The organism is Paenibacillus sp. TAB_01 (genome assembly GCF_043945595.1).
In the GTDB taxonomy this organism is placed as follows: domain Bacteria; phylum Bacillota; class Bacilli; order Paenibacillales; family NBRC-103111; genus Paenibacillus_S.
This window is the reverse complement of record NZ_JBIFNP010000001.1, coordinates 3,926,464-3,938,673: the sequence shown is the minus strand read 5'-3', so window position 1 is coordinate 3,938,673 and position 12,210 is coordinate 3,926,464. Positions and strand designations below refer to the sequence as shown.

At 55.0% G+C, this 12,210-nt stretch carries 13 protein-coding genes and 1 pseudogene; 12 read left to right on the top strand and 2 right to left on the bottom strand.

What is annotated here, in order from left to right:
* Window positions 1-9 precede the first annotated feature (9 nt).
* The 9 genes and pseudogenes from ACHHV8_RS19005 (at window position 10) to ACHHV8_RS18965 (ending at window position 6,849) form a co-directional block, all read left to right on the top strand.
* Window positions 10-477: a hypothetical protein gene (locus ACHHV8_RS19005; RefSeq protein WP_395160586.1), complete on the top strand. Its 468-nt coding sequence runs from the start codon at window positions 10-12 to the stop codon at window positions 475-477.
* Window positions 478-543: 66 nt separating this feature from the next.
* On the top strand, window positions 544-885 hold the full coding sequence (locus tag ACHHV8_RS19000; RefSeq protein ID WP_395160584.1) for a thioredoxin family protein: 342 nt from the start codon (window positions 544-546) through the stop codon (window positions 883-885).
* Window positions 882-1,277, top strand: coding sequence for a kinase-associated lipoprotein KapB (gene kapB, locus ACHHV8_RS18995; RefSeq protein WP_395160582.1), 396 nt, complete (start codon window positions 882-884; stop codon window positions 1,275-1,277). The genes ACHHV8_RS19000 and kapB overlap by 4 nt, the downstream gene beginning before the upstream one ends.
* A 44-nt stretch (window positions 1,278-1,321) precedes the next feature.
* A complete protein-coding gene (locus tag ACHHV8_RS18990) occupies window positions 1,322-2,680 on the top strand; it encodes a sensor histidine kinase (protein ID WP_395160580.1) in 1,359 nt (452 codons plus the stop codon).
* Window positions 2,677-3,330, top strand: coding sequence for a response regulator (locus ACHHV8_RS18985; protein ID WP_395160578.1), 654 nt, complete (start codon window positions 2,677-2,679; stop codon window positions 3,328-3,330). The genes ACHHV8_RS18990 and ACHHV8_RS18985 overlap by 4 nt, the downstream gene beginning before the upstream one ends.
* A gap of 263 nt (window positions 3,331-3,593) precedes the next feature.
* Window positions 3,594-4,665, top strand: a pseudogene (locus ACHHV8_RS18980) (Gfo/Idh/MocA family protein).
* Window positions 4,666-4,672: 7 nt separating this feature from the next.
* Entirely contained in the window at window positions 4,673-5,329 is a 657-nt protein-coding gene (locus ACHHV8_RS18975) for a trimeric intracellular cation channel family protein (RefSeq protein ID WP_395160576.1), read from the top strand.
* Between the two features lie 32 nt (window positions 5,330-5,361).
* Complete coding sequence (locus ACHHV8_RS18970; RefSeq protein ID WP_395160574.1) at window positions 5,362-5,859, top strand: hypothetical protein; 498 nt, start codon at window positions 5,362-5,364, stop codon at window positions 5,857-5,859.
* A 252-nt stretch (window positions 5,860-6,111) separates the two neighbouring features.
* Entirely contained in the window at window positions 6,112-6,849 is a 738-nt protein-coding gene (locus tag ACHHV8_RS18965; RefSeq protein ID WP_395160572.1) for a YhcN/YlaJ family sporulation lipoprotein, read from the top strand.
* A 119-nt stretch (window positions 6,850-6,968) separates the two neighbouring features.
* On the opposite strand, the gene ACHHV8_RS18960 is transcribed toward ACHHV8_RS18965, so the two are convergent.
* Complete coding sequence (locus ACHHV8_RS18960) at window positions 6,969-7,670, bottom strand: response regulator transcription factor (protein WP_395160570.1); 702 nt, start codon at window positions 7,668-7,670, stop codon at window positions 6,969-6,971.
* 270 nt (window positions 7,671-7,940) lie between these two features.
* On the opposite strand from ACHHV8_RS18960, the gene ACHHV8_RS18955 reads away from it, so the two are divergent.
* Complete coding sequence (locus tag ACHHV8_RS18955) at window positions 7,941-8,144, top strand: Spo0E family sporulation regulatory protein-aspartic acid phosphatase (RefSeq protein WP_395160568.1); 204 nt, start codon at window positions 7,941-7,943, stop codon at window positions 8,142-8,144.
* A 410-nt stretch (window positions 8,145-8,554) separates the two neighbouring features.
* On the opposite strand, the gene ACHHV8_RS18950 is transcribed toward ACHHV8_RS18955, so the two are convergent.
* Window positions 8,555-8,866 carry a winged helix-turn-helix transcriptional regulator gene (locus ACHHV8_RS18950; protein WP_395160566.1) on the bottom strand — a complete coding sequence of 104 codons (312 nt, stop codon included), beginning with the start codon at window positions 8,864-8,866 and terminating at the stop codon, window positions 8,555-8,557.
* A 366-nt stretch (window positions 8,867-9,232) separates the two neighbouring features.
* Between ACHHV8_RS18950 and ACHHV8_RS18945 the strand changes: the two genes are divergently transcribed.
* A complete protein-coding gene (locus tag ACHHV8_RS18945; protein ID WP_395163558.1) occupies window positions 9,233-10,093 on the top strand; it encodes an ATP-binding protein in 861 nt (286 codons plus the stop codon).
* A 32-nt stretch (window positions 10,094-10,125) separates the two neighbouring features.
* Window positions 10,126-12,057, top strand: a complete 1,932-nt coding sequence (locus ACHHV8_RS18940; RefSeq protein ID WP_395160564.1) for a vWA domain-containing protein — start codon at window positions 10,126-10,128, stop codon at window positions 12,055-12,057.
* Window positions 12,058-12,210: the final 153 nt, after the last annotated feature.

Genomic DNA, 12,210 nt, shown 5'->3' with positions numbered 1-12,210 from the left:
GAGCCAGGCATGTTTGACCCTACGATTTTCGATAACCTGAAAGTAGTATTTGAAGGCGCGATGTACGATATGGATATGAGCGGCACGCTTCACATTGTGAACCGCACCGACCGTATCGAGCTGTCCACAATGTCCCGCAGCTTCGGGATGGAGGCCGTATTGCGCCCAAGCGGTACCGTGAAAGGAAGCTTCACGCTGCAGGCGACGCTTGCCGATCTGGCTGCCGAGCTGCTGTCCGAAGCCGGCAAGCAGCCGGGCTGCGGGCTGGAGCTGGCTTTTGAATTCGGGATCGAGGAGGAGGAGCGGGACTGTGCGGCTGCGGAACAAGCGCTGCGTAGCATCTGGGGGAAGCCCCCAGCATCAGCCAAACGATCTTTAGGAGCTACGGCGAGCAGCCGGCGCGTCAGCAAAGCAGACTGCTCGTGCAGTTTGCCCGCAAGCTTGATGAGCGGCAAATCGACGACATCCCCAGCTTGATCGATCATTTGATTCTAAGCTTGGAGAACCTGGAGCGGCTGCAAAAGTAAAAAGGGGGCTCGCACGATGGAGGAATGGACGGAGGAACAGCTGCTCGGCTGGAAGGAACGGGAGAGCGGCCATAAATTTGTGTATTTTTATACGCCGCTATGCGGAACCTGCAAGGTGACGGAGCGCATGCTCCAAGTCGTCCTGGCCATCCATCCCGAGCTGCCGATTGTCAAAAGCAATGCGAACTTCTGCCCGCAGCTGGCGCAAGGCTGGAAAATTGCCAGCGTTCCATGTCTCGTAAGCATGGCAGGGCATCAATTGCAAAGCAAAAAATACCGGATGCAGGGGGTTGCCGAGCTGCTCCGGTGGTTTGAAGACAACCAATCCAGCGAAATTCGAACGGAGGAAAGACAATGAGTGAAACATATGCGGCAGGAAGCCTGGTTACCGCACAGTACAAAACAGGCGAATATATTGGCGAGGTGGTGGAGCAAAGCTCCTCTGCGAAGGCTGCCGTCCAGATCCTGGCGGTCGTCAAGCATCCATCCCAAGGCGATTTACATAATCCGATGAACCCGAACGTGCCGTTCTTTCATCAGCGCAGGGCGCTGGCTTACCGCGAGATTGCCTTAATGCCGCTGTATACGATTCAGCCGTATGAAGGGGAGGTTCCGGACTATAAAGCGTCGCTCGCCCACTCGCTGCAGGAAGAAATTCGGGCAATGGAGCAGTCCGAGTATAGTGAATGGGCGCAGCGCTGCCTTCAGGAGCTGGAGCAGCTGAAGAAGGATTACGGCCTCTCACAGTAATTATAGGAACGGATGGTGTCGGATCACTATGCTGTTTGTTCTCATTGGCTTATCGAACCATCGGTCTGCTGCTGCTGGTAACGGACCCCGGACGATCGACCACCCGGTGGATTGCGAGCATTGCTTTTACCGGCGGGTCCGGCGGATTGTCCGCTGTGCTTGCCGATGACTGGATTCCTTATATTCGGGCCAAAGGCTGGCTGTCCGAGCCGATGGCGTTCTTTTTGGGGAAAGCCGAAACGGTCAGCTCACTCATCTGCTATTACGGCCTGCCCTACACGTTTGTGATGTTCGCTTCGGTGTACCATCCGACACTGCTCGGGAACGGCCGCTTGCGGGCCTGGTATCCGTGGGCGCTGCTTGTGCCGATTCTGCTGTCCTTCGCCTTCCCTCCCGCGGGAGGAGACCCGATTCCTTACCGGTACGTGTCCCTTTGGTCCATTCCTTACATTTGCGGCGGCATCGGGTTATTGATTCATGCGACGGCGATTGAGAAAAATTCTTTTTTGCGCAAAACAAGAATGCTCACCTCTTTGGCGGCCGCACCTACGCTGCTGTTCGCTCTGTTTACGCTGTACGTGCTGCCGGGTTACTTCGGGCTCTACGAATGGTGGCGCTATAACGCCTGGGTGATCAGCTTTACGATGGCGGTCATCATCGTCTCCAGCATGCGGTACGGCTTCATGGGACTGCAGATTTCGATCCGCAATCAGAAGCTGGATTACACCTTGCGGGCCATTACCTCAGGAACGAGCATTCTGAACCATGCGATCAAGAACGATGTCGGGAAAATCCGCCTGTTTGGCGATAAAATCAAATCGGAGGCGGGGACGGCCGAACCGGAGCAGCTGATCGAAGATGTCAATGTCATCCTGAATGCTTCCCAGCATATATATGATATGATCTACCGCATTCAGGGACAGACGCAGGAGGTCGGACTGCAGCTGGAGAGGCTGAGTCCGGCGGAGCTGCTTGACGAGTGCCTGACGATGCTGGAGCCTTCCCTGCGCGGGGTCGAGCTGGTGAAAGAGCTCCGGTACCCGGGCGTCATTTGGGGCGACCGCGTTCAATTGACGGAGGTATTGTCCAATGTGCTGATGAATGCCGTTGAGGCGATGCCGCTTGGAGGCAGGCTTTCGGTCCGGCTGTCGGAATCGAAACGCAATATCGTGATTGAGATTAAGGATACCGGTTCGGGAATGGAGAAAAAGCAGCTCAAACGCATTTTTGACCCGTTCTATACGACCAAATCCGGGAAGAAGCTGAATTTCGGTCTGGGCTTATCGTACAGCTATCATGTCATTCAAAAGCATAAAGGCACCATGACCGTTCACAGCAAGCCCGGTGCGGGGACATCGGTATTTATCAACTTTTCCAAAAAGAAAGGAGCCGGCGCCGTATGAGCCGTATCCGTGTCGTTATTGTCGAAGACGATCAAGATTGGCTGAGAGGCTTGGTCAGCTATTTGAACAAGCAGACGGATATTCAGATTGCAGGTCAGGCTTCATCCGGAGCGGAGGCGGTACAGCTGCTCGAGCAGGTAGAGGCGGATGTGGTACTGATGGATATTATGCTGTCGGACAGCCCGGAAGGGATTTGGGCCGCAGCCGAAATCGTACAGTGTACGGGAGCGCGAGTCATCATGCTGACTTCAATGGAGGAGAAGGAGCTTATTTTTGAAGCGTTTAAAGCCGGCGCCGTGGACTACATGGTGAAGTCCAATTTCACGGAGATTCCGGATGCGATCCGGAATGCTTATGCGAACCGCAGTCCGATTCATCCGACGGCAGCCGCTCAAATGCGCGAGGAATTTAAACGCTTGAAGAAGCTGGAGCACGAGGTGCGGGTCAAGGAGCTGAGGGATCTGCTGACACCGACGGAAATTCAGGTGCTGGATTTGATCGAGAAAGGGCACACGCAGACGCAAATCGCGGATAAGTTTGTAGTCTCGATCCGCACCGTAAAGGTGCATGTCGGTAATATTTTGCGTAAGCTTGGGGGCAAAAGCAGCAAAGAGGCCGCGCAGAAGGCCAAGGATATGGGCATATTGTAAAGGGACGGCACAGCTGCTGAGCAAGCGGCATATGCCGTTCTTTTGCTGCGGAGGGCGAATGTTCCGATTACGGCAGGTTAGCTGTACCGCCTCAAAGGTACGGCTTCCATATGGGCACATGAGCGGAATGGAAATGCGGCAGCGGGTTTTAAGCATAGACTATTTTATATGGATGGCTTATGGTACAAATCTGGCTCCTTATGGTATAGTATTGTACAGTTTGATCTCACGAAAAATGACTCAAGATGGAGGAACGATTGGCAATGAGCAGCAGTAAAATTCATATCGGTGTCATCGGCGCTGGAAACATCGGCAACATCCATATCAGTGAATTCGTCAAAATCCCGGATGCGGAGGTTACAGCCGTAACGGATGCCTATCTGCCTCTGGCGGAGCAAAGGGCGAAGGAATACGGCATTCCCCGCGTATACAGCAATCATGAGCAGCTATTGCAGGACCCGGATATCGATGCGGTCATCGTAGCTGTCCCTAACGAGATGCATGCGCCGATCGCGATCCAGGCGCTGCAGGCCGGCAAGCATGTGCTGCTGGAGAAACCGATGGCGCTTAATGCAGCCTCGGCTAAAGATATAATGCGGGCTTACCGCGCTTCGAACAAGACTTTAATGCTGGCGCATCAAATGCGCTGGGAAATGCTGAACCTGCAAGTAAAAGAGCAGATCGATAAAGGCGCGCTCGGGCACATTTACAATGTAAAAACCGGCTGGCTCCGCCGTAAAGGCATCCCGGGCTGGGGAACCTGGTTCACGCAAAAAGCGTTATCCGGCGGCGGCCCGCTGATCGATATCGGGGTACATATGCTGGATTTGTCGCTGCATTTGATGGGCAGCCCCAAGCCGGTCTCCGTCTTCGGGACAACCTATGCCGAATTCGACCAAGCAGCGCGGGATCGGTACATGGGGCAAGCCGAATTGGTCGGGTACGTACGATGTAGAGGATTTGGCGACAGCTCTGATCAAGCTGGACAACGGGAGCACCTTGTCGCTGGATGTCAGCTGGGCGGCGCATACGGAGATGCTGGACAGCAAGCCTTACATTTATTTGATGGGCAGCGAGGGCGGCGCTTCGCTTCGCGGGGGCTCGGGCAAGCTGCATTCAGAGCTGTTCGACCGGACAGCCGATGTGGAGCTGGCGCTTCCTCAGGACGATGAGGGATCGCGCGCCCGGATGAGCCGCCACTTCCTCGAATGTATCCGTGAAGGCAAAGAGCCGTTGACTTCCGCACTGTCAGGCTTAACGAACAGTCTGGTGCTGGAAGCGATTTACGAATCGTCTCGGACCGGCGAAGTCGTAAAGCTGGATTGGACTGAATAACGGGAACATGGATGAGCTGCTGCAAATCAATTTACAATTATTCAGCATTATCGGCACCGTCGCGTTTGCCGTCAGCGGAGCGGTCGTAGCCATGGAAGAGGATTATGATATCCTCGGCGTTTTCGTGCTGGCGCTTGTGACAGCTTTCGGCGGCGGGGTCGTGCGCAATTTGTTGATTGGTATTCCTGTGACCACCTTATGGGAGCAGGGGATGTATTTAAGAATCGCCGTTATTGCAGCGGGACTGGTATTCATTGTTCCGGTCAGCTGGATCCGGCGCTGGAAAACGTGGGAATCGCTTTTTGACGCGATCGGTTTGTCGGCTTTTTCCATTCAAGGCGCGTTGTACGCGACCAACATGAACCATCCGATCAGCGCCGTCATTGTAGCGGCGGTGATGACAGGGATCGGCGGGGGGATTATCCGGGATGTGCTGGCAGGGCGCAAGCCTCTGGTGCTTCGCGACGAAATTTATGCCGTCTGGGGCATGCTGGCCGGTTTAATGATTGGACTCGGCTGGTTTCAGGGCTCTTATCATCTATTGGCCTTATTCGTTATTGTGGTTATTCTGCGCATGCTCTCCGTACAGTTCAAATGGCGTCTGCCGCGGCGCTCGCTTCGGCTTGCGGACACCGCACCAGGACGGGGGAAGGGCAGCGCATAGCTCTTCAACAAGTATGAAAAGGAGTGGGTCGTATGGTCATTTCATGGAAAGAGTTGAGACGAGTTCCTTCCGAGCTGCTGCAGAACCGTCTGGAAACCGTTAAATCGCTAGTTGACGATCCATTGGAGCTGTATGAGGTAGCCAAGGATAAGGAAACCGGAGAGCATTATTTGCACTACGCTTATTTGCATAAGCAAATCGCAGCGCTGGGCCCGGAAAAAACAGGCGAGGAAACGTACCATCACCTGATGCCTTTGGAAAGCGACGACGTGCTGGGGATTATTTTCGGCGAGCAGGAGTATACCTTTCCGGACGCGTGGGGTAAGCCCTTTTTGCGCAACGGCCCGGATGGGGACTACGTCTGGTACGACCCCTCCTTTACAGAAGAGGAAGAGGATCACGAAGCGATGGGGCAGAGCTTGAAGGACCAGCTGGTGAATTTCAAGCAGTCCACAGAGATGACAGAGGAGTCCGTACGCAAGCTGCTGGAGGAGCTTGACCGCACGTTCGGGAAGGATCCGTCCCAATAAAGCTGAATACAGCCCTGCAGCCGAGGGAGTGTCTGACCACAGACGCTCCCTTTTTGGACATGATAAAATGGGGTCCCCGCAAAGTACCTGAGTTCGCTTCGAAGCATAAGCCTCACTTTGTGGGGTTATTCAGCATGCCGACAACCGGCGGGCTTGGGATGAATTCGCCGCGGAGCGCATATTTTCCTTCTCGGGAATCATCCTAACGAGGTACGGGCACATCAGTGAATCTCGTTGAGGAGGATACGAAGGATGATACATACGTGTGGCTGGAAAAGGACCGGCTGGCAGCTGGCTCTGGCGGCGGCTTTACTTGTAAGCACGGCGGGCTGCAACGGCAAGGAACATAAAGACTTGGGCGGCGGAACGGCCAAGGCCGATCAGCATGCGCTGTATGACAGAGACAGCAGGAACAATGAGGACAATACGCTGGGCGTCAAATCCAAATACGTCGAGGAGCAGGCGAGAACCTCTAGGCCGGACAATCCCGGCGCTTTACAGCAGCTCGATATGACGAATCACCATTTGAGCAAAACATTCCGTTTCGCCCCGGAAATTTCCAAGCATCTGGAGCAGCTGCCTGGGGTCAGCGAAGCCGATGTGCTGATTACGGAGGCCAACGCTTATGTGGGCTTGGTGATGGACGGACACGAGGTGGATAAGGAAGCGAACCCGGATATGATGGCGCACAAAATTACGCCTAAAGGCGGGGTCGGTTTATTCGGAACCGATAAAGGAGCGGGACGGATCAATTGGGGAGACCCGGGAGGGCTGACATACTCGCTAAGCTCGCGGATTACGGGCCAGGTTCTAAATATGACCCAGCCGGGCGTACAGAGAGTATTCGTCTCGGCGAATCCGAATTTCGTGCAGCGGCTTCGTTTTTATTCGAAGGAGGATCAGAGCGGCGTCGACGTATCCGCTTATATGAATGAATTTAACACCATGACCCAGCGGGTCTTTCCAAGCGATCATAACACGCGAAGATAGTCTTGCGGCTTCGGCCGCTCTTAAATGAAAAACTCCTGTGCCATGCCGGCATGCCCCTGTCATAAGAGGCTCTGACCGGCGCCAGCAGCCAGGAGTTTTTGCTGTTCCTCGGGCGGGTCTTAAGGCTCGAATTTGTAGCCTACGCCCCAGACGGTTTTGATATGCTTCGGATCCTTCGGATCGAGCTCGATTTTTTTGCGGAGATTCGTGATGTGGACATCTACGGAACGCTCGGTGACAAAGCTGTCGATACCGCGGATTCGGCTCAGAAGCTCGTCCCGCGAGAACACCTTGCCCGGGTGCAGCCAAAACGATTTCATCATCTCAAACTCGGAGTAAGTCGTGTCGACAGGCACCTTGTGCAAAAATACGCACCGCTTATCAATATCGACGGTAATGGCCGGAGACGGATCCTCGGCTGCCGCCTGGGGTTGAACCGAAGGCGCGGCGGACTTGCTCATGGAGGAGCGGCGCAATAGCGCCTGGGTCCGGGCCGCCAGCTCTCTCATGCTGAAAGGCTTGCATAAATAATCGTCGGCTCCGATCATTAAGGCTTTCACCCGCTCGGATACTTCGCTTTTGGCCGAAACGATGAGAATGGGCACCGAGGAGCTCCCCCTCAGCCTGCGGCACAGGTCGATTCCGTTCGTATCCGGCAGCATAATATCCAAAATAATAACGCTCGGCTCGAGCTGTTCAAATAAGCGTAATCCCTGTTTTCCATCGGAAGCGCTATGTACGGAGTATCCTTCCTCCGATAAATAAATCGAGATCATATCGGCGATGCTTTGATCATCTTCAATAAGAAGTACGGTGGACATGAATTCCTCCTGGAAACAAGTTTAGTCATCCCGAATCTGGGGTAAAAGTAAAATAACGGAAGATCAAAAGCTTGCAAGCTATGTTAGGGAAATGTTAGTAAAAACCATATTATTTTGATGGACGGCCCGCAACTTTCTTAATAACAAGAGTTCATAATAAAGCATAAAATATAAGCCGTTCCCTTAACTGTACCGGAAAACCGCTTTCAGAACAAGCTTTGCCGGACTTTAGAGCCGTGTCAAAATCATGAACGTTAGGAGGCAAACTATATGTATATCAATGCCGAATTAACTCGTGAAATCAATTTATGTGTCGGGGCTTTGAATGAACTTGTCATCCGGCAGGGTCATGAGCTGACAGATCCCCATGTCGTCCAAAAAAGCATGGAGCTCGATCTGCTCGTGCTTCTTGCTATGAAAAGCCAAATAAATCAACGTAAAAAACAACGGCAGAAAGTGCCGGCCTATATATAAATAAGCTGCCAGCGGGGAGGAGCCGTAGGCTGGAAACAAAAGCTTGCTTCCCAATCTGCGGCAAAGATTACCCCCGATGAACAGCTCTTAAACAAAGGCGTATATGCTGTAACACAGCCGGTTATGGCTGCGTGCGCCATCCGAACCATCCAGATTTGTATGATACCCCACCCTGCGTTGGTACGCATGGTTCACTTCGTGAGGCTTTCTCGACAGCCTGAGACGATTCTTCATGAATCGTCTTTTTCTTTTGTCCTGATGTTTAAAGCTATCGCAGTAAAAATGGCGTTCGAATAAAATGTCCGTAAGGAAGCAGGCCGATAGTTATACCAGCCGTCTCCGTTACGGACCTCGTTAGCGTTGCTTAATATACTATATTCGGTAGAACGAAGCGCCGCAGCATCCTGCGGTTACTTCACCCAGCTTTCTCCCCAAACATGCACTTCACGCATGACAGGCTCCAGCGCCTTGCCTTTCTCTGTCAGCTCATATTCGATCCGTACCGGAGTCTCCGGATATACATGCCGGTGAATCAGACCACAGGCCTCCAGCTCCTTGAAGCGCTCGGCAAGCATCCGGTCGCTCATGCCGGGTATCATTTCGGAAATATCTTTAAACCGCCTAGGACCTGGCAGTAACGATTGAATGATTAATCCTGTCCAACGTTTTCCCAGAATTTCAAAAGCGGCCTCAAATTTAGGACAAAGCTGATGATCGGCCATGACTATCATCTCCTTCTTTTATTACATTTTAGCATAAGTTACTTCATAAAAGTAAGCCTTTTTATGAAACGTTCACCGGTTTTGCCGCAAATGGGCATAACAGCTTGTTACGTTCAGGATTTCCCATCGAAAAAAGAGTCATCCCGCTGTTGATGCTATTATACAACTTGGCGGCGAATTTCGCATGTTTCCTTCCATGATGTGCCGGAAAGAAGACCGAATCCGATTTTTTTGCGAATATTGTTGAAATATTCGTGCGAGTAAAGTATAACAACGATAGGAAACAGGAAAGCAAGCTTAGAAATGAGGGCAAATGATAACATGACAGTATCGGAACAGTGGGTAAAAGCAAAGCTGCCCGCGCCTATGTTAAATGCGATTCTGGAGCGGCGGGAATTTCGGCTGCACTCGCTGAACCCGGAGCATCTTGACTTGATCGGGGGCGACGGTTATATGCCGTCGGAGGATCACGTGCTGGAGGATGCGATCGTAGCCATGCAGCTGGGGAAAAATGTGCTCCTGAAGGGGCCGACCGGTTCAGGCAAAACACGACTGGCGGAAACGTTATCGTATTTATTCGGCCAGCCGCTTCATTCCGTGAACTGCTCCGTCGATTTGGACGCAGAGGGACTTGTAGGCTTCAAGACGCTGGAGCAGGAGGACGGGCAGTCGGTTGTGCGTTTTATTCCCGGGCCGCTGGTCAGAGCCATGACCGAGGGGCATTGGCTTTATATCGACGAAGTCAACATGGCGAAGCCGGAGACGCTTCCGCTGATCAACGGAGTGCTGGACCATCGGCGTACGATTACGAATCCGTTTACGGGCGAGGTCATCCGGGCCAAAAAAGGCTTTGGCGTCATTGCCGCGGTCAATATCGGCTATGTGGGCACGGTTCCCATGAACGAAGCGTTGAAGAACAGATTCGTTGTTATCGACGTGCCGTACCTGCAGGGCGATAAGCTGCTTCAACTGCTGAGAGAACGCTCCGGACTGCAGAATGACGATCTGCTGCGCCGTTTTGTGCGATTGTCGTCCGACCTTCAAGAGCAAATCCGCTCGGGCCAGCTCGCCGATGAGGCGGCTTCGGTGCGGGCCCTGCTGGATGCCTGCGATTTGGCAGCTTATTTGCCGCCGCTGCGCGCGGTACAGCGTGCGATTACGGATAAGCTGGAGGACGAGCGCGAGCAGGCGCTGGTCGGCAATTTGGCGGAGACGTATTTTGGTTGAGCCGGCTGTAGAGACAAGACAAGGAGAACGAGATGCGCTTTCTTGAGAACGAAGTGGATTCCTTTCTGCGCATGCAGCTGCTGGATTTGGCCAAGGCGCTGACCGGCTGGGAAGAGCTGAAGCTGGAGCTGTCGTATCATTCATTCTATGACGAACGGGCGAAAGTGGTCGCAGTGAGCCAGTTTTGGAGCGACTATCCGGAGGAAATCAAGCTGGCCGGGATGAAGTCGGATGTATATCTCCGCGGGATCGGCAGCGCCTGGTACACCGACGCGCGGGAGGTGGCCGATTATTTGGCATGGACGCTTCCGCTAAAGCGCCCGCTGCTGGCAAAGCAGCTGTTCGCGCTGTGCGAGGAACTGCGCCTGCAGCAGCTGTGCCGGCGCCAGCGTCCGGGCACGCGGCGCGCGCTGGAGCTGCGCAGCCGGCTGCATGCGCAGTATTTCGCCGCGAAGCGCGATGCGCATGGGCGCCGCGGCGAAACGGCGGACGCGCTGCTTTGCGCGCTGGCCGCGGCCACGGCCGGCGGCGAGGCGCTCCAGGCCGCCGAAGGCATAGGCGCCTGTCTGAGCGAGCTGAGGCCGGCGCTGGAGCGGCTGTGCTGGGATGCGGCCGAGGCGGCGCTGCACAGCACAGCCGAGGTGGCGGAGCGCTGCCGGCTCGTGCTGGAGCGGCTGGAGGAAGCCGATGCGCTCGGCGGAGACTGCCGCATCAGCTACTTCTCCACGCAGCCGGAGAACGGCACGGCGGAGCCGCTCAGCTGGGAGTACATAGGGGAGTTGAAGCGGAAGAAGAAGCTGCCGCCGCAATCGGTAGCTCTCGATACGCAGGAGCGGGACGAACCGCCGCAGGCGGGCGAACGGATGCCGACCTGGCACCGGGAGACGAAGAAGCAGGAGGAGAGCCTGCTTCGCTTCGATACGGAGCAGGGCGCGAAGACGGAGCTGATCAGCGATCATGTCCGCGAGGCGGACGGCAGCGACCAGGCGCTCGGCATCGTGCAGGGTGCCTCCAAGGCGGTGAAGCAGAACGAGCCGCAGCCGCCTTCTCCGCCCCAGGTGGAGCGGATCGACACCGGGGAAAGCGGAGGCCAGGCGGGGCCTTACGGAAGGCTGAACCGGAAGGCTGTGCCGGTTTGGCGGCCTGCAGAAGCGCCTGACGCGGCGGCGAAGGCGCGGTATCATGAGGTGCTGCAGCAGGTGGCGCCTATGGTGGCGAAGCTGAAACGGACCATTCAGATGACCATGGAGCAGAAGCAAATCGCGCGCCGCAGCGAGCTGATCTCGGGACGGCTGGGCAAAAAGCTGGTTCGCGCCGCGTGGGAACCGCTGCCCCGGCTGTTCTATAAGAAGAACAGCCCTTCCGCGCAAGTGGACGCCGTTTTCAGCTTGCTGGTGGACTGCTCCGCATCGATGTATGATAAAATGGAACAGGCGCACCAAGGCATTGCGCTGTTTCATGAAGCGTTGAAGGCTCTCCGCGTGCCGCATGAAGTTATCGGCTTCTGGGAGGATGCCGACGGCGTGACCGAAGAGGCTTATCCTAATGTGTTTCACCTGCTTACGGATTTCGAAGGCAGCCTCCGCGGCGGAGCAGGGCCGCGCTTGCTGCAGCTGAAGGCGGAGCAGGACAACCGGGACGGCTATGCCATCCGGGTCGTCTCTGAGCGGCTGCTGCAGCGTACGGAGAAGCAAAAGGTGCTGCTGGTTTTCTCCGACGGAGAGCCTTCCGCGGCGGAATATCACGAGGACGGGATCGTCGACACCTGCGAAGCGGTGCTTCATGCGAGGAGATCGGGCGTCGAGGTGGTCAGCGTCTTCCTGGGCAGCGGGAAGATTAAGGACACGGAGCGCGAGACGATGCGCAACATTTACGGACGGCACAGCGTGCTGGTCCCGGAAGTGTCCGATATCGCCGTTCAGCTGGCGCCGCTGCTCCGCAGACTTTTAATGAGTAAGCTGTAACGGGGCGCTGAAGCGGTCAAATGCCGGGAGCAGACACGCGGCCCAGCCCATCCCGGAGCGGATCGGTTATGACCGTATCGAATCGTATCATATCGCATCGGAGTACGGAGCAAGCGAGGGAGAACTCCGGGCAAACAAGCGCATTTTACATGC

Coding starts and splice junctions, on each gene's coding strand:
- ACHHV8_RS19005 (WP_395160586.1), top strand. CDS start 10: ATGTTTGACCCTACGATTTTCGATAACCTGAAAGTAGTATTTGAAGGC.
- ACHHV8_RS19000 (WP_395160584.1), top strand. CDS start 544: ATGGAGGAATGGACGGAGGAACAGCTGCTCGGCTGGAAGGAACGGGAG.
- kapB (WP_395160582.1), top strand. CDS start 882: ATGAGTGAAACATATGCGGCAGGAAGCCTGGTTACCGCACAGTACAAA.
- ACHHV8_RS18985 (WP_395160578.1), top strand. CDS start 2,677: ATGAGCCGTATCCGTGTCGTTATTGTCGAAGACGATCAAGATTGGCTG.
- ACHHV8_RS18975 (WP_395160576.1), top strand. CDS start 4,673: ATGGATGAGCTGCTGCAAATCAATTTACAATTATTCAGCATTATCGGC.
- ACHHV8_RS18970 (WP_395160574.1), top strand. CDS start 5,362: ATGGTCATTTCATGGAAAGAGTTGAGACGAGTTCCTTCCGAGCTGCTG.
- ACHHV8_RS18965 (WP_395160572.1), top strand. CDS start 6,112: ATGATACATACGTGTGGCTGGAAAAGGACCGGCTGGCAGCTGGCTCTG.
- ACHHV8_RS18960 (WP_395160570.1), bottom strand. CDS start 7,670: ATGTCCACCGTACTTCTTATTGAAGATGATCAAAGCATCGCCGATATG.
- ACHHV8_RS18955 (WP_395160568.1), top strand. CDS start 7,941: ATGTATATCAATGCCGAATTAACTCGTGAAATCAATTTATGTGTCGGG.
- ACHHV8_RS18950 (WP_395160566.1), bottom strand. CDS start 8,866: ATGGCCGATCATCAGCTTTGTCCTAAATTTGAGGCCGCTTTTGAAATT.
- ACHHV8_RS18945 (WP_395163558.1), top strand. CDS start 9,233: ATGTTAAATGCGATTCTGGAGCGGCGGGAATTTCGGCTGCACTCGCTG.
- ACHHV8_RS18940 (WP_395160564.1), top strand. CDS start 10,126: ATGCGCTTTCTTGAGAACGAAGTGGATTCCTTTCTGCGCATGCAGCTG.